The organism is Planococcus sp. A6, from assembly GCF_028823615.1.
Lineage (GTDB): Bacteria > Bacillota > Bacilli > Bacillales_A > Planococcaceae > Planococcus.
Map to the genome: position 1 here is coordinate 13,558 of NZ_JAPEHT010000008.1, position 20,617 is coordinate 34,174.

Below are 20,617 nucleotides of genomic sequence, written 5' to 3' on the forward strand. Positions count from 1 at the left end.
GTAATCAAGAGAAAAATATATTTTTGACTTATTTAAAGGAAAAGGTGATGAGTGTGTATAGAATTTCGCAAGAACTGGCTGAATTGGGGAAAAAGCGCATTGCAGATTTTCCGGTAGAAGGTTTTGTCTGGGGGAGCGGCCCGCAGTCTCCGGCGTTGATGCTGGTCGGAGAAGCGCCAGGCGAGAACGAAGTGGAGACGGGGATTCCGTTTACGGGGCGCGCTGGAAAAGAATTGATGGCTTCATTGGAAGGGATTGGACTTGAGCGGGAAGATGTCTATATCACCAGCGCTGTCAGAAGCCGCCCGTATAAATGGGGAGAAAAACGCACCCGGAGCGGTGAAGTGGTGAAGCGTAAATACAACCGGGCCCCGAACAAAAAAGAAATCATCGCCCACGCCCCGATCCTTGATGAAGAAATTCGGGCGGTGAAGCCTCCATTGATTGTGACGCTCGGCAATATCGGCCTGCAGCGGCTCGTCGGGCGTGAGGCGAAGATCATGCAATTGCATGGAACGCTGATGGAAACGCCGATCCTGTACTGGGATGAAGATAGCGGCGCGTTTTTGGAAACGGAGGAGAGCTATCACATCTTTCCGACCTTCCATCCGGCGAGCGTGTTCTATAATCCGGCAGTCCGCGAACACAAGGATGCCGATTGGGAAAAACTTGGGCGATTGCTGCGTAATGAAGTGAATGAATAATGGGAAATCTTTCTTCGTTGAAAAAAGTTGCGCAAAGGAAACTTCTGGAGTAGAATAGCTTTATTCACTACTACTGGAAGGAAGTTGGCTTTATGGACAGTACGGTTTTATTCGCGCTTGGCTTGACGCTGTTCGCGGGGCTGGCAACCGGGATCGGCAGTTTGATCGCGTTTTTTGCTTCGCGCACCAATACGAAGTTCTTGTCAGTGTCACTCGGTTTCTCGGCTGGGGTCATGATTTATGTCTCCATGATCGAGATTTTCTTTAAAGCGAAAGATTCGCTGACGACTGCCCAAGGAGAAACGGCGGGATACTGGCTGACGCTCGTTGGATTTTTCGGCGGCATGGTCTTCATGGCAGTGCTTGACCGGATACTGCCGCAAATGGGAAATCCCCATGAAGTGCGCACTGTAGAAGATATGGACGAGGGCCCGACCAATGATGAATACGCTCGCCTCCGCAAAATGGGGATATTCACGGCGTTGGCCATCGCCATCCACAATTTCCCGGAAGGCATCGCGACGTTTATGTCAGCGATCCAGGATCCTGCGCTCGGCATCGCCATTGCAATCGCGGTGGCGATCCACAACATCCCGGAGGGCATTGCGGTGTCGGTGCCGATCTATTACGCGACAGGCAGTCGCAAGAAAGCATTTCAATACAGTTTTCTCTCGGGGGTATCTGAACCGGTTGGCGCAATTGCCGCTTGGTTGTTCCTCATGCCTTTTTTGAGCGATACTTTGTTTGGCATCATCTTCGCCGGCGTTGCCGGAATCATGGTGTTCATCTCATTGGATGAATTATTGCCGGCAGCGAAGCGTTATGACGAAGCCCATTTATCGATTTATGGATTGGTTGCGGGGATGGCGGTCATGGCACTCAGTCTCGTCCTTCTTGCGTAACTTGAAACTTCACGCTTTCTTGACCGTATAAATGGTCAAGGAGGCGTTTTTCAATGGAAGTCAAAAAGATAGAAGAAACTTACGGCCAAGTCTCGAAAGCGCTCGGGTGGGCAACAGACAAGCAAGTGTCGCTTGCGGTCACGATGATGTATTTGAGCCGAGGGCACGAATTCGATGCGGATGCACATCTCGAAGCGTCCCAGCTCATCAAAAAGAAAGAAGGGTTCACCTCGCCGCTGCGTGCGCATCTTCACCACATTGCAGCGGCATATCTGGTGCTTCGTGATGAGTCGGCTGAAGATGGGTTGGCCAAGCTCAATGCCAATCAGCAGGCACTGAACAACAGCAAGTTCTGGAAAAGTGCCTATACATATCTCGCGGGTTTGATGATGGACTCGCCTGAACAAGCGCAGCGGGCGAGAGAGTTGTATGATGCGATGAAAGCCTATCACCCATTCCTCACTTCGAGCGAAGATATTCCATACGTGGCTTTGCTTTCGAACCGGGAAGGCGGCGTACTGGAGCGTGCTGAAACGATGAACCGCTATTATAAAGAATTGCGGACGCAAGGGTTTTCAGCCGGCAACCATCTGCAATGGCTGAGCCAGGTCATGACCTTCGATTCGCCGGCGTTTAAGCCGGAAGTAGCGGGGCGCGTCGTTGCGATTCGTGATTTTTTGAAAGCGGAAAACATCAAAGTGCGCGGAGAGCATTACCCGGTGCTTGGTTTTTTAGCTATCGCGAATGCGGACGGGCAGGCGCTGGCTGCTGTCGTGGAAATGGCCCGCGCACTGGAAGCGACGAAATTGTTCCGCTGGTATGGCGGATGGGTTTTGCCATCTGCGGTCCAATTGACAATGGCAGAATCGGTAGAGCTGCGTGAAAGCGAAGCGGCGGTATTTTCGTCTTCCGTGGAAATGCTTATGCAGGCGCAGCAGGCAGCGATGATGCTCGGCATGAGCGCGGTAATCGCTTCTTCCAATAATTCCGGGAGCTGATTGCGAAGCTCTCAGACATCCCTTGTCACTTGAAGCCTGTAACGGTATAGTTAGGGTGTAAACAATAACAGACAAGTGTCAAGACAAGGGGAAAGAACATGACAACTGCCACAGAAAAAAACACAAAATCCATATCACAACGCAAACTATTAGGCGTAGCGGGGCTCGGCTGGCTATTCGATGCCATGGACGTCGGGATCCTGGCGTTCATTATTGCTGCACTTCATGAAGATTGGGGCCTCACTTCCCAGCAGATGGGCTGGATTGGCGGCGTCAATTCTATCGGCATGGCCGTTGGGGCGTTCGTTTTTGGCATTTACGCCGACCGGGTCGGCCGTAAGAAAATCTTCATCATCACCTTATTGCTGTTCTCGCTGGCGAGTGGCATCTCGGCATTCACCACAACGCTTGCTGCTTTCCTGATTCTGCGTTTCTTTGTTGGAATGGGGCTTGGCGGAGAATTGCCGGTCGCCTCGACTTTGGTATCGGAAAGCGTCCCGGCAAAAGACCGCGGGCGGGTGGTGGTGCTGCTGGAGAGTTTCTGGGCTGCGGGCTGGCTGGTGGCTGCGATCATTTCCTACTTCATCATTCCTGCATACGGTTGGCGGGTCGCGCTGTTGCTGACGGCATTGCCTGCGTTTTATGCCTTATACTTGCGCCTCAATTTGCCGGATTCGCCGCAATTCACGGCGAAAAAAGATGTGCTGCGCTCCGTTTCGACCAATATTCGTGACGTATGGTCAAAAACGTATCGGCGCCCGACGATGATGCTATGGATCGTCTGGTTTACGGTCGTCTTCTCGTATTACGGGATGTTCCTATGGCTGCCGAGTGTCATGGTAATGAAAGGATTCCCGCTCATCCAAAGTTTCCAATATGTATTGATCATGACGCTCGCGCAATTGCCGGGGTATTTCTCGGCGGCTTGGCTCATTGAACGTGCCGGCCGGAAGTTCGTGCTAGTGACGTATTTGATCGGGACGGCTGCTTCCGCTTTGGCTTTCGGCAACGCAGATGCCGTCGCGACACTATTGATATCGGGTGCCTTCCTGTCGTTCTTTAACCTCGGGGCTTGGGGAGCGCTCTACGCATACTCTCCTGAGCAGTATCCGACGGTCATCCGTGCGACAGGCACAGGTATGGCGGCGTCGTTCGGTCGGATCGGCGGCATTCTCGGCCCGATTCTGGTTGGTTCGATGCTAACTGCGGGATTCGGCATCAATGTCATTTTTGCGATTTTCTGCGTTTCGATCTTAATCGGCGCATTGGCGGTCGCTTTCCTTGGGACCGAAACGAAACAGATGGAATTGGAATGATAAAACGCGGGCCGAATGAGGTCCGCGTTTTCGTTTTCTCTAAACTGAAAAGAGGGAATGAGCCAAAAATAGCTAATAAGTAATGAAGAAATGAATTTAATGGAAACGAGTGTGGAGACATGGAATGGAAATGGTACCAGGAGATTGGCGAATATATGGAAAAAGCAAGGGCGCTACTTGAAAAAAGGGAAGACCTATACAGTTTATTTCTCGGCGTGCTTGGCCAAATTGAACAAGGGCGTTATGAACCCTTCTATTTAGGGCTAGCGGAAGACGCACAAGGCGTTGCGGCGCTGGCTTTGATGACGCCTCCCCATCCGTTGCAATTGATCGTCTTGCGGGAAGACGCGAATGTGGAAGCGTTGGTGGCGAATAAATTCCGCAATGCGGGAATCGAAATTTCCGGCGTCATTGGGGATAAAGAAACCGCTGAAAGATTTGCAGAAGCGTGGGGAGAATTTGCAGAAATTGCGATGGACCAAGGTTTATACCGGATCGACGCCGTGCGGAAGAAACTGGCGAAAAGCCCCGGCAGCTGGCGGGTGGCGAACCGGCTTGATGCACCCTTGCTCGTCGATTGGTATCAATTATTCGGTGTAGATACTGGCATCGGCAATCCATCGCAAGAGGAAGCCGAAGAAAAAATAGCCGACTTCATTTCACGTAAGGAAGTGTTTCTCTGGGAAGACGAGGGGCGTGTGGTGTCCTGCATGAAAAAAGCGCGGCCTTCCAAGCATGGTATCACCGTATCATTTGTTTTTACGCCCAAAGAGCTGCGAAAAAAAGGCTACGCGCGTACGCTCGTTGCGGAAGTTACGGAAGAGCTGCTCAATGAGTATGATTTTGCTATGCTTTATACAGACTTGGCGAATGGCACTTCCAACAAGATTTACCAGGAAATCGGCTATGAACAAATCGCCAATCCGGTGCACTTAAAATTTGGGCAGCCACAACGGGAGTAAAGCCCTGTGTATAAGGGTATAGAAAAACGACCAATTGAAAGGGGGCGAAGCGAATGATCCGCTTTGACAAGGTCACAAAACGATTTCCGGACGGTACGGAAGCGTTGAAAGATGTTACGCTCGATTTGCCCGCACGCCAGCTGACCGCCATCATCGGACCCAGTGGATGCGGAAAAACGACCTTGATGAAAATGGTGAATAAGCTCGAAAATCCGACAGCGGGCGCCATATACATAGACGATGAGCCGATCACCGGCATGGACGAGGTGAAGTTAAGGCGGTCGATCGGTTACGTCATTCAGCGCATCGGCTTGTTTCCGCATATGACCATCGCTGACAATGTCTCGTTAGTTCCGAAATTACTGAACTGGCCAGCCGATAAAACCGACGGACGCTCGAAAGAACTGCTGCAATTAGTCGGATTGGATCCTGCTGTGTTCATGGATCGTTATCCATTGGAATTGAGCGGCGGCCAGCAGCAACGTGTCGGCGTCGTCCGTGCACTAGCGGGTGATCCGAATATCGTGCTGATGGATGAGCCGTTTTCGGCGCTCGACCCGATCAGCCGCGAACAATTGCAGGATGAGCTGCGCCATTTGCAGCAGGAAATCCATAAAACTATCATTTTTGTCACCCATGACATGGACGAGGCCTTGAAAATCGCCGATACGATCGTCGTGATGAAAGATGGGCAAGTCGAACAGATCGGGACACCGCAGCAATTGATCGATGAACCCGCCAATGAATTTGTGCGGAACTTTATCGGCACTGAACGCATTAACCAGAAACGTTCATATGAAGGAATTCGTGTTCCTCTTCGATAAGGACTGGGCAGGAGAAGCAGAAGAGGTGGAAGCCGAATTGTCGGTCAGCGATGCGCATCAGCTATTGGAACAAAGCGGCAAACCGCGCCTCGCTGTAGTCGATGAAGGAAAATTGGTCGGCTTTGCCGGGGAGCGGGAATTGTTAAGAGCTGCCCTCCATGTTGAGAAGGGGGCGACCGCATGAATGCATTTTTCGATACACTCGTAAGCCGCCAGGATATGATTCAAGATGCCTTTATCGAGCATATCTATCTTTCCTTTGTTGCTGTGGCGATCGGCATCGCAATCGCTTTGCCTACAGGCGTTATGATCGCCCGTTATCGGCGCTTTGCCGAGCCGATCATCGGAGTTACTGCGGTATTCCAGACCATCCCAAGTTTGGCTTTATTTGGATTCCTAGTGCCGATTCTTGGCATCGGGTCACCGACTGCGTTAATTGCGCTGATTATTTATGCGCTATTGCCGATTTTGCGCAATACTTACGCTGGCATTAGCGGGGTCGATGGATCCACCATTGAAGCGGGGCGCGGAATGGGCATGACGCGAACGCAGATTTTGCGCCAGATCGAATTACCGTTAGCGCTGCCGTTTATCATGGCCGGCATCCGTACTGCAACGGTATTGACGGTCGGCATCGCGACGCTCGCGACTTTTGTCGGAGCAGGCGGCCTCGGCGATATCATCTACCGCGGGCTGCAATCGTATAATAATTCGCTGGTGCTTGCCGGTGCATTGCCGGTTGCCTTATTGGCAATCGGGTTTGATTTAATTTTGAAATGGATTGAAAAACGCGCCACGCCTAAAGGCTTAAAAACCTAATTTTAACGCCTGCGATTTGAAGTGGAGCAGCAATATGAATGAGCAAACAGGCTCGAAATGGGCCGAAAAGGGGGAAACAACAATGAAGAAAACAGCATTTGGCGTATTGCTTGGCACATCTGCGATCCTTGCTGCCTGCAGCGGCGGCGCAGAGTCGGAACCAATCGTCATCGGGGGCAAGCCGTGGACAGAACAATATATCCTGCCGCATATTCTCGGACAGTACATCGAAGCGAACTCCGACTATAGCGTGGAATACGAAGAAGGGCTCGGGGAAGTGTCGATCTTGACGCCGGCACTCGAGCAAGGAGATATCGACCTGTACGTTGAATACACCGGAACCGGCCTGAAAGATGTGTTAAAACGCGAGTCGACACCAGGACAATCTTCGGAGGAAGTATTAGAAGAAGTGCGTGCAGGATATGAAGAAGAACTCGACGCTACATGGCTCGAACCACTCGGGTTTGAAAATGGCTATACCTTAGCGTACGCCAAAGATTACGACGCGGAAACTTATTCAGACCTTGCGGAAATCTCCCAATCCGAAGACATGACGTTCGGGGCGCCGCATCCTTTCTATGAGCGGCAAGGAGATGGCTACGATGATATGGTCGCCACTTATCCATTCGAGTTTTCAGCAACTGAAAGCTTTGATCCTGCCATTATGTATGAAGCGGTGCAGAATGGTGACGTCGATGTCATCCCGGCGTTCACCACCGATAGCCGCATTGACTTGTTCGACCTGAAGACGACGGAAGATGACCAGTCGTTCTTCCCGAAATACGATGCTGTACCGGTCGTCCGGATGGAAACGCTCGAAGAATATCCAGAACTTGAGGACTTGTTAAATGAGCTGGCCGGACAAATCACGGAAGAAGAGATGCTCGCGATGAACTCGCGTGTAGACGTGGATCAGGAGATTCCGAGCGAAGTAGCGCGTGACTTCCTCGTTGAAAAAGGCTTGATCGAAGAATGATGAAAACCTGTGCTTTTTTTTGTTTGCGCGGAATTTCTCTTCGCGGTTTTTCGTGTAGTAATCCCTGGAGGATTCTTGTACAATAAATGAAGGTGAGTGAATAGTCATTCAATTCAGTTTAATTATATGGAAGCGATTTCAAAATTGGGAGTGATCAGGAATGAAAGAAGTAGTCATCGTTGAAGGTGTCCGGTCGCCAGTCGGCCGGCGCAAAGGCCAATTCCGGGAGATGCGACCGGACGAACTGGCAGCTGTCGTGATAGAAGAATTGGTGAACCGAGCCGGCGTCGATAAAGGCATGGTGGAAGACGTCATTCTCGGCTGCGTTTCTCAATCGGGTGAGCAAGGCGGCAATATCGCCAGAACGGCGGCATTGATTGCCGGATTCCCGGACTTTGTGCCGGGGGTCACCATCGACCGCCAATGCGGATCGAGTCAGCAAGCTGTTCATTTCGGTGCGCAGGCGATTCTTTCCGGCGATATGGACATTGTTATTGCGGGCGGTGTGGAAAGCATGACGCGCGTCCCGATGTTCTCCAATATGCAAGGGGCGAAGCCGAGTAAAAAACTGACCGATCAATACGAAATCATCAATCAAGGGCTTTCAGCAGAACGCATTGCTGAAAAATGGGGGTTCAGCCGCGAGCAACTGGACGCTTACGCAGTGAAGAGCCACGAACGTGCGCAGCGCGCGATCAATGCAGGGCTTTACGACAAGGAAATCGTCTCAATTGATGTATCCGATGAACAAGGAGATTTCCAGAAAGTCACGACGGACGAAGGACCGAGACCTGGAACGACCGAAGAAGTGCTCGCCGGCTTAAAGCCAGCATTCGATGAACAAGGTGTCATCACAGCAGGCAACGCTAGCCAAATGAGCGATGGGGCGTCCGCTGTTTTATTGATGTCAAAAGAAAAAGCGCAGGAACTTGGCTTAAAACCGAAAGCGCGTATACTTGCCCGCACGGTTGTGGGATCGGATCCGACTTTGATGTTGACGGGACCCATCGCCGCGACGAAAAAAGTGCTGGAGAAAGCCGGTCTGTCAATCGAAGATATGGACCGCTATGAAGTGAATGAAGCATTCGCGCCTGTTCCGCTCGCATGGCTATCGGATATCGGGGGAGATCCGGACAAGCTCAACGTCAACGGTGGCGCCATTGCACTGGGTCATCCTTTAGGCGCGACCGGCACGAAATTATTAGTATCGCTTGTGCATGAACTGGAACGCTCTGGCAGTCGCTACGGCTTGCTGGCGATTTGCGAAGGCATGGGGATGGCCAATGCAACGATCATTGAACGAATCAATTAACTAGATAAAGACACAGCCAAAGGGGAGAATGAAATGGATTTTTCTAAAGTGACAGCCATTGTCACGGGCGGCGCATCGGGCCTTGGTGAAGCGACCGTACGCCATATCGCAAAAAACGGCGGACGCGCCGTGATCTTTGATTTGAACGAAGAGCGTGCACAACAGGTGATGGCTGATTTCAGTGAAGGGCAAGTCAGTTATCTCGGAACGGATGTAACAAACGCACTAAATGTGGAAGAGAATGTGAAAAAGGCGGTCGGTCAGCTTGGCCATGTCAATCTCCTGGTCAACTGCGCAGGCATCGGCACGCCCGGAAAAGTCGTGTCGAAAGGGAAGCCGCTTGCACTTGAGCGTTTCGAACAAGTCATCCAAGTCAATTTGATTGGCAGTTTCAACGTCTTGCGCGCTGTTGCGGCGGCTGAGCAAGGGGAACGTGGAGTCATCATTTCGACTGCATCCGTCGCAGCATTTGAAGGGCAGATCGGGCAAGCGGCCTATAGCGCATCAAAAGGCGGCATCGTCTCGATGACCTTGCCGATTGCGCGTGAATTCGCGCGTGACGGCATCCGCGTCATGGCAATTGCGCCGGGTCTCATGAAAACGCCGATGTTCGACGGCTTGCCGGAATCCGCCATCGCTTCGCTTTCTGCGACCGTGCCATTTCCGACGCGTCTCGGACACCCTGCTGAATATGCGAAACTGGTCGAAAGCATTGTGGAAAATCCATTATTGAATGGCGAAGTGATCCGCTTGGACGGCGCGATCCGCATGCAGCCCAAATAAAGTAAGAAAAGGGGAATGGGAAAAATGGCAAGATATCGTTTTGAAGAAGAAGAGCATACGATGTTCCGCAAATCCTTGCGCAAGTTTTTGGAAAAAGAAGCGGTGCCGCATTATGAACAATGGGAAAAAGACCGCCTGATCCCGAAGTCGTTCTGGAGACAGCTCGGCGATATGGGGTTTTTATGCCCTCAAGTCGAAGAACAGTACGGCGGGCTTGGTCTTGATTTCCGCTACGGCGTCATTATCGGTGAAGAAATGGAGCGCGTCGGAGCGAGCTTGACGGGTGTCGGGCTGCATAATGATATTACCGTCCCTTATATTGAAGCATATGGAACAGAACAGCAGAAACAGGATTGGCTGCCGGGCTGCATCAGCGGTGAGTATATTACCGCAATTGCGATGACAGAACCAGGCGCTGGATCGGACCTCGCCAATATTTCGGCCACGGCTGTTAAAGACGGCGATCATTATATCGTCAACGGCCAGAAAACCTTTATTACCAACGGCATCAATTCGACGCATGTGTTGGTGGTCGTCAAGACCGACTTGAAAGCGGAACCGAAGCATAAAGGCATTTCGCTCTTGATGGTCGAAGAAGGGACGCCAGGGTTTACGAAAGGGCGCAAGCTCGATAAAGTCGGGCTTCATGCGCAGGATACATCCGAGTTATATTTCGAGGATTGCAAAGTGCCGGTCGCCAACCTGGTCGGCGAAGAAAACAAAGGCTTTACATACTTGATGGAAAAATTGCAGCAGGAGCGGCTCGTCGTGGCACTGGCGGCGCAAATCGCATCGGAAGATATGCTGGAGATGACGATGGATTATGTGAAATCCCGCAAAGCATTCGGCAAGCCGATCAGCGCATTCCAGAACACTCAATTCAAACTGGTGGAAATGGCGACCGAAATCGAACTTGGCAAAGCGTTTCTCGAATCCCTAATTGAAGAGCATATGGCCGGAAAAGACGTCGTCTCGAAAGTGTCGATGGCAAAATACTGGCTGACGGATACGGCGAAGAGAATATCGGGTGACTGCATGCAATTGCATGGCGGCTACGGCTATATGGAAGAATACAAGATTGCCCGGCGCTACCGTGACATTCCAGTTGCTGCGATTTATGCCGGTTCGAATGAAATCATGAAAACCATCATCGCCAAACGGATGGGGCTCTAGATGGAAAAGGCGCTGACGGGCGTCCGTATCCTGGATGTGACGTATTACGTTCCTGGACCATTTGCCGGCATGCGGCTCGCCGAACTCGGTGCAGACGTCATCAAAATCGAGCCTCCCACAGGTGATCCGTCGCGCAGTATGGGCGGCGGCCTTGTGCATAGCGCGCATAACGCCGGTAAACAAATCGTCCATCTGGACTTAAAATCCGAAAGCGGCAAGCGTGAGATGCTCGAGCTCGTGCGTTCTGCTGACGCTCTCATCGAAACTTTCCGTCCGGGAGTCATGAAAAAGCTGGGGCTGGATTATGAAAGCGTCCAAGAGCATAAAGGCGATATCGTCTATTGTTCGCTATCGGGGTATGGGCAAGCAGGTGAGCTTGCGCATCTTGGCAGCCATGACCTTAATTACCTTGCGCTTTCGGGTGCCTTGGACCAACTCCGCGATAACGTCGGCCGGCCAGTGCATCCGACCAATACGCTCGCCGATTATACCGGGGGCTTGCTGGCATCTGAACAGATCCTCGCCGCGTTGATCCGGAAGTTTCGGACGGGCGAGGGGTCTTATCTGGATATTGCACTTGCAGAAGTGATGGCGGAGTTTCTGCCGAATCACGATGCTTACACGAAAGCGGGCTTGGCGGATCACGGTGTGCCGGAAATCGGTGGCGGGCGCATCAGCTACGCGATTTACGAAACGAAGGACGGCCGCTTCGTGACGCTCGGTGCTTTGGAAGAAAAGTTCTGGCGCAATTTCTGTGAACTGGCGGGACGTCCCGACTGGCTGTCTTGGGGAGAGTGCGCCCCGGGCACGTCGGAGCACGGGCAAGTCGAGGCGTTTTTCAAATCGAAAAGCTGGGAAGAGTGGTATGGGTTGTCGCTCGTTCATGACTGCTGCCTGGCACCGGTCTTGACGGCGGATGAGCGCCATCGCCATCCTTTTTTCCTTGGCCGGGCGCTTGGAGCGAAAACCAGCAAAGTGCGCTGAACCGAGACGTTTGGTCGGTGCGTGTGGAGAAGTTGGAGTTTGTCACTTGACAGAATATACAAAACCTTTTAGTATGAAGGACAACTTGTTGGTAGCGGCAAGTCTATTCGAGAGAAGAGTTAGCAGAGACGAGAACAGAAGAGTTGTAAATCGAGGAATGAGACGAGTAGGCAGTGGCGTCTATTTAGAGAGTCAGCGGGTGGTGGAAGCTGATTAGAAGCGCTGTGCGAATGGACTTATGAGAGCCAGCCGGAAAGCGGAAGCGAGTATGGCGGACGTATCCCTGCGTTAAAGGGAAAGGCTTAAGAAGCCTGTTTGAGTGAGTGCAAAATGCATTAATGCGTGGTGGTACCGCGGTTAAAACCGTCCCCGCAACCGGAATAGACCCCGGTTGCGGGGATTTTTGCATTTAAAAACGAGACGAGGAGAGATTGAGATGAGCAGAGCAGAGAATATGAATGAACATACAATGAAACAGCGAGCGTTGGAATTATTGGAAGGGCGCATAGATCGCCAGCAGATGAAAGAATTTTTGAAGGAATTGCACGAAAAAGGTGAGACGGCTGATGAATTGGTTGGCATGGTCCTGGCAATGCGTGAGAAAGCAGTGAAGCTTCCGGAAATAACAGGCGAGCTGGTGGACGTTTGCGGCACAGGCGGCGACAAATCCTTTAGCTTCAATATCAGCACATTGACGGCTTTCGTGTTGGCGGGCTGCGGCATGAGCGTCGCAAAGCACGGCAACCGAAGCGTCTCCAGCAAAACGGGCAGCTCTGATTTATTGGAGGAGATCGGAATTTCCACTCAATTGGCTGTAGAGGAACTGCCGGCACTCGTCGAACAGACAGGCATCGCCTTTTTGTTCGCGCCGGCGATCCATCCGGCACTTGGTGGCTTGCGCGAAGTGCGCAAGGAAATCGGCACGCCGACCATCTTCAACTTGGTCGGCCCGCTGGCGAATCCTTTGCCGATCGCCATCCAAATGAGCGGCGTCTACCGCCCGGACATGATGGAACCGATGGCAGATGCCTTGATGCGTCTTGGCAGAAAGCGCGGGGCGATTGTCCACGGGGCAGGCGGGCTGGATGAATTATCTCTTGCGGGGACCAACCAATTGATCGTCTTTGATGAACAAGGCAAACGCAGCATGACAGTCCATCCTAACGAAGTCGGGCTTGAAACCGCGCCGATCGAGGCGATTCGCGGAGGCGATTCGAAGCGCAATGCTGAGATCTTCAAAGAAGTCATCGGCGGAACGCCGAGCGCTTATTTGGATACAGTAGCATTGAATGCGGGAACGGTGCTTTACGTGAGCGGCCGTGCCGCAAGCATTGCGGAAGGCGTGCATCAGGCAAGAAAATCAATCATTTCAGGCGAAACGGCGCGTGTGTATGAATTGCACCGCCTAGCATCGGGGGTGCTCGTATGACCATATTGGACAAAATCATGGAAACCAAGCGGCAGGAAATCACTGTTTATGAAAACAGTTATCCCAAAACCGAGCGATATCCGGATAAACCAAAGCTCATCGACAGCTTGCGGAAAAGCCGCGGAGTCATTTCGGAAATCAAGCGCGCATCGCCGTCAAAAGGCGCCATCCGCATGGAAGTGGATGTCGTTGAACAAGCCCGTCAATATGAAGGGGCCGGTGCAGCCGCCATTTCTGTATTGACGGATGAGCAATATTTTAAAGGGTCCATTGAAGATTTGAAGAAAGTGGCGCGCGCGGTTTCGGTTCCGGTATTGTGCAAAGATTTCATGGTCAGCGAAATCCAGATCGAACGGGCGCAAGCGGCTGGAGCAACGATCATTCTATTGATTGTCGCAGCGCTTAAAGATACGGAGCTCGAGCGATTATTCCGCTATGCGGATTCGCTCGGCTTGGAAATCCTCGTGGAAGTGCATGATGCAGTAGAGCTGGAAAAAGCCGTCGCGCTCGGGGCGCAATTGATCGGCGTCAATAACCGTAATTTAAAAACTTTTGAAGTATCCTTGGAGCGGACGGCAGAATTGGCTGAGAAATTTGCGTTCGACAGTGGCTCGGTGCTGATCAGCGAGAGTGGCATGAACGATACGGCGGATGCGCACAAAGCTTACGAACTCGGCGCACAAGGTGTATTGGTCGGGGAAGCGTTGATGCGTTCAGAAAATCCGGCAGCCTGGATTCGCCAGGCAACAGGACAGGAGGCAGCGCAATGACACGTGTTAAAATCTGCGGATTAATGGAAGAGCAACACGTTAAAGCCGCATCACAAGCGGATGCAATCGGATTTGTCTTTGCCCCAAGCAAGCGGCGCGTATCGATCGAACGGGCGCAAGAGTTATCGCGTCTCGCAAATAATGACATGCAGCGGATCGGCGTATTCGTCAACGCCTCATACGAAGAAATCGAAAATGCCGTTAAGGCGGTGCCGTTAACGATGGTGCAATTGCACGGCGATGAACCGGACGAATTAATCCGGCGCATCGAAGTGCCGGTCATTCAGGCCTTCTCAATCCGTACACCGGACGATGTAGAAAAGCTGAACAACTCGATTGCGGATTATATATTGGTCGATGCACCAGGCACCGACTACCGAGGAGGCAGCGGGCATGTGTTTGATTGGAGCCTGCTGGAAAATGTAGATTTGGACCATAGCCGTCTTATTTTAGCGGGCGGATTGAATAGAGACAACGTGCAAGCAGCCATCAGCCAAACTGCTCCGTTCATGGTCGATGTGTCGAGCGGTGTAGAAACGGATGGCCGAAAAGATGAAGTGAAAATCCAGCAATTCATACTACAGGCAAAGGGTGATTCGATGGAGAGAACACAGGAGAAGACGATAGATCCAGTAGGTTTTTTCGGGCGCTACGGCGGTCAATTTGTACCGGAAACTTTGATGAAAGCAGTCAAAGAGTTGGAAGCGGCTTATGAAGATGCCAAAAACGACGCGGAGTTCCAAAAGGAGTATCACCATTACTTAAAGGAATACGTCGGGCGTGAACAACCGTTGACTTTTGCGGCACGCATGACCGAAGCGTGGGGCGGGCCGAAAATTTATTTGAAGCGTGAGGATTTGAACCATACCGGCGCCCATAAGGTGAACAATGCCATTGGCCAAGCCTTGCTAGCACAGCGTATGGGCAAACGCAAAATCGTCGCGGAAACGGGAGCCGGCCAACATGGCGTGGCGACGGCTACGATCTGTGCGTTGTTCGATTTGGATTGCGTCGTATTCATGGGGGAAGAAGACATCAAACGCCAACAGCTCAATGTGTTCCGCATGAAATTATTGGGTGCGCGCGTCGAAAGTGTCACAAAAGGAAGCGGCACGCTCAAGGATGCAGTGAACGAAGCGCTGCGCTATTGGGTCACTAATGTTGAAGACACTCATTATTTGATCGGATCGGCACTTGGGCCGCATCCTTTCCCAACGATGGTGCGCGATTTCCAAAGTGTCATCGGCAAGGAAACGAAGCGGCAGATCCTTGAGAAAGAAGGGCGTTTGCCGGATGCGATCGTGGCATGTGTCGGCGGTGGATCCAATGCTATTGGCATGTTCCACCCGTTTATCGAAGATGCATCGGTCCGCTTGATCGGCGCAGAAGCGGCTGGAGACGGCGTGGATACTGAACGCCATGCGGCTACTTTGACTAAAGGATCGGAAGGCGTGCTCCACGGGGCGATGATGAAAATTTTGCAAGACGATGCAGGGCAAGTGCAGGAAGCACATTCGATTTCCGCAGGCCTCGATTACCCGGGCATTGGCCCGGAACATGCGCATCTAGCGGATAATGGGCGGGTGACGTATGAAGCGATCACAGACGACGAAGCGCTTGAATCGGTCATTGAAATGTCGCGCTTAGAAGGCATCATTCCGGCTTTGGAATCTGCCCATGCAATAGCGCAAGCGAAAAAACAAGCGCAGTCGATGACGGCGGATGAGTTGCTCGTCATTTGCGTGTCCGGCAGAGGCGATAAGGATATGGCGACATACGCCGAAAAATTGGAGGGGCTGTCATGAAACGATTAGCAGAACTGAAACAAGCAGGACATAAAGCCTTCGTCGCTTACATCATGGCAGGTGATGGCGGAATTGAAAAACTCGGTGAGCAGATCCAGTATCTGCAAGAACGCGGGGTAACGGCGATTGAAGTCGGCATTCCGTTTTCGGATCCGGTCGCTGATGGGCCGACGATCGAAGCGGCAGGAAACCGGGCGCTTGATAAAGGCATTACCCTGGAAAAAGTACTCGATGAAATGCAGCGCTTCGATTTCGAAGTGAAAGTGCCGCTCGTCATCATGACGTATTTGAATCCGGTCATTCGCTTCGGTGCGGAGCGCTTTACACAGGAAGCGAAAAAAGCGGGGGCATCAGGAGTCATCATTCCGGACTTGCCGTTCGAGCATCGCCAATTGATTGAACCGTTCGCGAAACAGCAGGAACTCGTACTGATTCAACTCGTCACCTTGACGACCATCGAGAGCCGCCTGGAAGAAATCCTCAAGCAGGCGGAAGGATTCGTTTATGCGGTAACCGTGACTGGCATTACCGGAAGCCGTGATGAGTTGGCGGAAGAAGTCGGCGCCTTCACACGAAAAGTGCGGGAATTGAGCCCTGTCCCCGTCTATGCAGGATTCGGTATCTCGAAAGAAAGCCATGTCGACAGGCTGCGTGATGATGTCGATGGCTTCATTGTCGGCAGCGCGATTGTCCAGGCATTCCATGAAGGCCGCATTGAAGATATCGAACCCTTGATCGATGCAGTGACTGCCCCTCATTCGGTATAATGCCGTTAGGAGGGATTAGCATGTTTGAGCCGTTGGATGCGAATTATTTTGAAGCGCCGACACTTGATTTGTCGCGCGACTTATTAGGTAAGATCCTGGTCCATGAACTGCCCGGCGGAATTGTCGCCGGCAGGATCGTCGAGACCGAAGCATATATGGGGGCGGAAGACCGGGCTGCACATAGCTTCGGCAACCGCCGCACCAAACGCACGGAAGTGATGTTTGGCAGGCCTGGCCTTGTGTATACATACCAGATGCATACGCACACGCTGGTGAATGTTGTCAGCGGGCCGGAAGAAACGCCGCGCGCCATCCTCATCCGTGCCATCGAGCCGGTCGAAGGCGTCGAGTTCATGGCGGAACGCAGAGGGCAGCATATGCCGATGAAGCAGTGGACAAGCGGCCCAGGCAAACTGACGAAGGCGATGGGTATCACGATGGATTATAATGGCCACCATTTTACGGATCGCCCGCTTTATATTGCAGGAGGCGATGCAGTGCATGCGGTATCTACGGGACCGCGCGTCGGCATAGGGAATTCGCAGGAAGCGGTCCATTATCCGTACCGCTTCTGGGAATCGGAAAATCCGTTTGTCTCGAAATTCCGCCCGTAATCCGGATGTTTAAGCTTTCCAATTCGTGGAATACTGAGAGGGAGCACATAAACAGAAGGAGTGAAGGAAAGTGGCAAAAATTGCAACGTTAATTACAGATATGTTCGAAGATGTGGAGTATACAGAACCGGCAAAAGCGTTTAACGAAGCTGGCCATGAACTGATCAATATCGAAAAGGAAGCTGGCAAGAAAGTAACCGGCAAACAAGGTGAAGCAGTTGTTACCATCGATAAAGGCATTGACGAAGTGAACCCGGACGAATTCGATGCACTGCTATTGCCTGGCGGATTTTCGCCGGACCAATTGCGCGGGGATGATCGTTTCGTGACATTTACGAAAGCGTTCATGGATGCCAAAAAACCGGTCTTTGCGATCTGCCACGGGCCGCAGCTATTGATCACGGCGAAAGCTTTGGAAGGCCGTAAAGCGACAGGATTCAAATCGATCCAAGTCGATATGGAATACGCTGGCGCAACTGTTGTTGACGAAGAAGTGGCTGTCTGCCAAGATCAATTGGTCACAAGCCGCCAGCCGGATGATATCCCGGCATTCAACCGCGAGTCACTGAAATTGCTTGAAAACAAATAAGGAACTATCCAAACCGCTCCCTTTACTGGGGCGGTTTTAAAGTGTTGAAGAAGGCTATGAATCAGTTATGAAATAAAATGGGATCATCTTTTCGACATTCAAAAATCAATGACCTATCTAAGTATTTGGAGAAGTGTTCGTTCGACTCGAGTGGATCAGCGAGACGACCGAGACCCCGCAAGCTGCGAAGCGGCTGAGGAGGCTTGGGCGCGAGCCCACGGAAAGCGAGCGATAAGCTTCGGAAAATACGATTTCTTACCTTTCTCGACAAGCTGGAACCGCTCCCTTTACTGGGGCGGTTTTTTTGTATCGGAAATTGTTCGGAAATCGAAATGCCCTCTTGCATACATAAGTGATTGCTTATATAATAAACCCATTGCCAAAAAGAGGTGACTGAAATGGACTATAAACAAATGGAACAGAGCTTGAAAGCGGTAAGCGACGAAACCCGCATGCTGATTTTGAAATACTTATCGAAAGAGGCATTGTGCATCTGTGAATTCACGGAGCTGCTCGATATGTCGCAACCGGCCATCAGCCAGCATATGCGCAAACTCAAGCAGGCGGGATGGATCTGTGAAGAAAAGCGCGGGCGCTGGACGATCTGGTCGCTCAATGAAAAACATGAGCTTTTCGAGGTGCTGTCATCGCTTCTTGCGATGCTGCCGGAACCCGAACGCACAGTTGAATCGCTCGTTGCGGAAGGCAAGAAAGTGAATTGCAATTAAGGAGTTGGAATTGAAATGGATGTTTGGTTAGCGATTATTATTTTTCTGGTGACCTTGCTGTTTGTCATCTGGCAGCCGCGTGGTTTGTCGATCGGCTGGTCGGCCATTGCGGGGGCAGTTGTCGCCTTGATATTCGGCGTCGTTGACTTCGGCGACGTGTGGGACGTAACGGGGATCGTATGGAATGCGACATTAACTTTTGTCGCTTTGATCATCATTTCCTTGATTTTGGATGAGATCGGATTTTTTGAATGGGCAGCCTTACATATGGCGCGCTTTGCCAAAGGCAGCGGCTTGCGCATGTTTTTCCTCGTTACACTTCTTGGTGCGGTCGTAGCGGCGCTTTTCGCCAATGACGGCGCAGCGCTCATTCTGACGCCAATCGTTTTGGCGATGGTAAGGGCCTTGAAATTCCGCGATACGATGATTTTGCCATTTATCATGGCATCCGGCTTTATCGCCGATACGGCGTCATTGCCGTTTGTCATCAGTAACTTGGTCAATATCGTCTCGGCTGATTTCTTCGGCATCGGGTTTACGGAATACGCATTGCATATGGTGGTTCCGAACTTATTCAGCATACTGGCGAGCATGCTTGTGCTGTACTTATTCTTCAAAAAAGACATTCCGGGCCGTTTTGACCCTGGCGTGTTGAAAAAACCGGATACTGCAATCAAAGATATCCGCATTTTCCGCCTGTCTTGGGTCGTTCTTGCGATCTTGCTAATCGGCTACTTCATGAGCGAATCGCTTGAGATCCCGGTTTCCTTGATCGCCGGTTCAATCGCGATCATCTTCTTGGCGATTGCACGCAATAGCAAGCACGTCGAAACGATGACGGTGCTAAAAGGCGCACCATGGGCGATCGTTTTCTTCTCGATCGGCATGTACGTCGTTGTCTACGGATTACGCAATGTCGGCTTGACCTCGGTTCTCGCCCAGGCGATTGAATGGACAGCGGGGCACGGCCTGTATACGGCGACGATCGGCATGGGCTTTATCGCAGCAATCCTATCGTCGGGCATGAACAATATGCCGACTGTCATGATTAATGCGCTTGCCATTGCCGAAACGAATACGAACGGCGTCATGCGCGACGCTTTGATTTATGCCAATGTCATCGGGTCCGACCTCGGCCCGAAAATCACGCCGATCGGTTCGCTTGCGACACTTTTATGGCTTCATGTATTGAAGACGAAAGGCGTCGAAATCAGCTGGGGCTATTATTTCAAAGTCGGCATCATCCTCACCGTCCCGACTTTGTTCATCACCTTGACCGGGCTGTATCTATGGTTAACGGTATTGAATTGATCAACACAACGAAAAATGCACGGGCATTTTTAAATTTTGGCTTAGTCCAAAAACTTGGCCAAGTAGATTTCGTCGTGTTCCTTGCCGTCGATGATGAGCGAACGGCGCCGTGTGCCTTCTGCTTCGAACCCGGTTTTTTCATATAGCTTGCGGGCGCGTTCGTTGGCTCCAAGGACCGTCAATTCCAAGCGGCTGATGCCTTTTTGTTTGGCCCACTCTTCAGCTTTTTCGAGGAGTGATTTGGCGATGCCCTTGCCTTGGGCTTCTTTTAGGAGGCCGAGGACCAGTGAGGCGCGGTGTGATGCCCGCTTCGCTTCATTGCCAATGACCATTAAATAGCCGACGTGTTGGCCGTTCAAGATGGCGATGATGATGGTAGAATGGCCGCTTTGCTTCCATTCGATGATTTGCTTGCGGACACGCTGTGTGGAGAGGGAACGCTCATCCTTGCCGTAAAGCATGAAGTCGGATTCGGCCTCCACGGCTTTTTGGAGCAAGGCCAACGAGCGGGCATCCCCGTGTTCAGCGGTGCGGATCAACAAAATATCTTTGTCTTCCGTCTCCGTGTCAGCTACTGTGTTCTTGGCGTCCGCCTTTTCGAAGACGACATAGCGGTCGGGCTCGACTTCCGTCACGCGGTAGCCGGCGTCCATCCAAGCGTGAAAATGTTTTGCAGGGGGCTTCGACTTTTTCCACCAACTTTTGTTTAAGTAAGCGGCATTCGGTAAATTCTGGCCCATGATCTGCTCGATTTCCGAAAAGGTCAAACGGATGCTGGAATTTGTTGCAGCCTGAAAATAATGAGACAGGGGAATGTATTTCTTTTCCAATAATATAGTCACTGGCACCTC

20 protein-coding genes, 1 pseudogene and 1 other annotated feature are annotated in these 20,617 nt (G+C 51.7%); of the genes and pseudogenes, 20 read left to right on the forward strand and 1 reads right to left on the reverse strand.

Going from position 1 to position 20,617, the window contains the following annotated elements:
• The first annotated feature begins 47 nt into the window (after window positions 1–47).
• From ON064_RS02285 to ON064_RS02390, 20 genes and pseudogenes are all read left to right on the forward strand, one after another.
• Window positions 48–704 carry a uracil-DNA glycosylase gene (locus tag ON064_RS02285; protein WP_407951586.1) on the forward strand — a complete coding sequence of 219 codons (657 nt, stop codon included), beginning with the start codon at window positions 48–50 and terminating at the stop codon, window positions 702–704.
• A gap of 92 nt (window positions 705–796) precedes the next feature.
• The gene (gene zupT, locus ON064_RS02290) at window positions 797–1,606 is read left to right on the forward strand and encodes a zinc transporter ZupT (RefSeq protein ID WP_274623439.1); all 810 of its coding nucleotides are present in this window, start codon (window positions 797–799) and stop codon (window positions 1,604–1,606) included.
• A gap of 53 nt (window positions 1,607–1,659) precedes the next feature.
• A complete protein-coding gene (locus tag ON064_RS02295; RefSeq protein ID WP_274623440.1) occupies window positions 1,660–2,604 on the forward strand; it encodes a DUF4003 family protein in 945 nt (314 codons plus the stop codon).
• Between the two features lie 98 nt (window positions 2,605–2,702).
• Window positions 2,703–3,920, forward strand: a complete 1,218-nt coding sequence (locus ON064_RS02300) for an MFS transporter (protein ID WP_274623441.1) — start codon at window positions 2,703–2,705, stop codon at window positions 3,918–3,920.
• A 119-nt stretch (window positions 3,921–4,039) separates the two neighbouring features.
• Window positions 4,040–4,882: a GNAT family N-acetyltransferase gene (locus ON064_RS02305; RefSeq protein ID WP_274623442.1), complete on the forward strand. Its 843-nt coding sequence runs from the start codon at window positions 4,040–4,042 to the stop codon at window positions 4,880–4,882.
• A 53-nt stretch (window positions 4,883–4,935) separates the two neighbouring features.
• Window positions 4,936–5,890 (forward strand): annotated as a pseudogene (locus tag ON064_RS02310) (ABC transporter ATP-binding protein).
• Window positions 5,887–6,525: an ABC transporter permease gene (locus ON064_RS02320; RefSeq protein WP_274623444.1), complete on the forward strand. Its 639-nt coding sequence runs from the start codon at window positions 5,887–5,889 to the stop codon at window positions 6,523–6,525. Before ON064_RS02310 ends, ON064_RS02320 begins: the two are co-directional and overlap by 4 nt.
• Before the next feature lie 82 nt (window positions 6,526–6,607).
• Window positions 6,608–7,501 (forward strand): glycine betaine ABC transporter substrate-binding protein, encoded by an 894-nt coding sequence (locus ON064_RS02325; RefSeq protein WP_274623445.1) that lies wholly within the window; start codon window positions 6,608–6,610, stop codon window positions 7,499–7,501.
• Window positions 7,502–7,661: 160 nt separating this feature from the next.
• On the forward strand, window positions 7,662–8,813 hold the full coding sequence (locus ON064_RS02330) for a thiolase family protein (protein ID WP_274623446.1): 1,152 nt from the start codon (window positions 7,662–7,664) through the stop codon (window positions 8,811–8,813).
• Between the two features lie 33 nt (window positions 8,814–8,846).
• Window positions 8,847–9,596, forward strand: coding sequence for an SDR family NAD(P)-dependent oxidoreductase (locus ON064_RS02335; RefSeq protein WP_274623447.1), 750 nt, complete (start codon window positions 8,847–8,849; stop codon window positions 9,594–9,596).
• Window positions 9,597–9,620: 24 nt separating this feature from the next.
• On the forward strand, window positions 9,621–10,769 hold the full coding sequence (locus ON064_RS02340; RefSeq protein ID WP_274623448.1) for an acyl-CoA dehydrogenase family protein: 1,149 nt from the start codon (window positions 9,621–9,623) through the stop codon (window positions 10,767–10,769).
• Window positions 10,770–11,753 (forward strand): CaiB/BaiF CoA transferase family protein, encoded by a 984-nt coding sequence (locus tag ON064_RS02345; RefSeq protein WP_274623449.1) that lies wholly within the window; start codon window positions 10,770–10,772, stop codon window positions 11,751–11,753.
• A 144-nt stretch (window positions 11,754–11,897) separates the two neighbouring features.
• Window positions 11,898–12,127: a binding site (T-box leader), on the forward strand.
• Window positions 12,128–12,189: 62 nt separating this feature from the next.
• The gene (trpD, locus tag ON064_RS02350) at window positions 12,190–13,182 is read left to right on the forward strand and encodes an anthranilate phosphoribosyltransferase (RefSeq protein WP_274623450.1); all 993 of its coding nucleotides are present in this window, start codon (window positions 12,190–12,192) and stop codon (window positions 13,180–13,182) included.
• Window positions 13,179–13,952, forward strand: a complete 774-nt coding sequence (gene trpC / locus ON064_RS02355; protein ID WP_274623451.1) for an indole-3-glycerol phosphate synthase TrpC — start codon at window positions 13,179–13,181, stop codon at window positions 13,950–13,952. Before trpD ends, trpC begins: the two co-directional genes overlap by 4 nt.
• A complete protein-coding gene (gene trpB / locus ON064_RS02365; protein WP_342455307.1) occupies window positions 13,949–15,757 on the forward strand; it encodes a tryptophan synthase subunit beta in 1,809 nt (602 codons plus the stop codon). Before trpC ends, trpB begins: the two co-directional genes overlap by 4 nt.
• Window positions 15,754–16,524 carry a tryptophan synthase subunit alpha gene (gene trpA, locus ON064_RS02370; protein ID WP_274623452.1) on the forward strand — a complete coding sequence of 257 codons (771 nt, stop codon included), beginning with the start codon at window positions 15,754–15,756 and terminating at the stop codon, window positions 16,522–16,524. The genes trpB and trpA overlap by 4 nt, the downstream gene beginning before the upstream one ends.
• Before the next feature lie 20 nt (window positions 16,525–16,544).
• On the forward strand, window positions 16,545–17,138 hold the full coding sequence (locus tag ON064_RS02375; RefSeq protein WP_274623453.1) for a DNA-3-methyladenine glycosylase: 594 nt from the start codon (window positions 16,545–16,547) through the stop codon (window positions 17,136–17,138).
• A 70-nt stretch (window positions 17,139–17,208) separates the two neighbouring features.
• Window positions 17,209–17,727, forward strand: coding sequence for a type 1 glutamine amidotransferase domain-containing protein (locus ON064_RS02380; protein ID WP_274623454.1), 519 nt, complete (start codon window positions 17,209–17,211; stop codon window positions 17,725–17,727).
• A 398-nt stretch (window positions 17,728–18,125) separates the two neighbouring features.
• Complete coding sequence (locus ON064_RS02385) at window positions 18,126–18,455, forward strand: ArsR/SmtB family transcription factor (protein ID WP_274623455.1); 330 nt, start codon at window positions 18,126–18,128, stop codon at window positions 18,453–18,455.
• A 15-nt stretch (window positions 18,456–18,470) separates the two neighbouring features.
• Complete coding sequence (locus ON064_RS02390) at window positions 18,471–19,766, forward strand: arsenic transporter (RefSeq protein ID WP_274623456.1); 1,296 nt, start codon at window positions 18,471–18,473, stop codon at window positions 19,764–19,766.
• Window positions 19,767–19,807: 41 nt separating this feature from the next.
• Here the strand turns inward: ON064_RS02390 and ON064_RS02395 are convergent, their stop codons facing one another.
• Window positions 19,808–20,608 carry a GNAT family N-acetyltransferase gene (locus ON064_RS02395; RefSeq protein WP_274623457.1) on the reverse strand — a complete coding sequence of 267 codons (801 nt, stop codon included), beginning with the start codon at window positions 20,606–20,608 and terminating at the stop codon, window positions 19,808–19,810.
• Window positions 20,609–20,617: the final 9 nt, after the last annotated feature.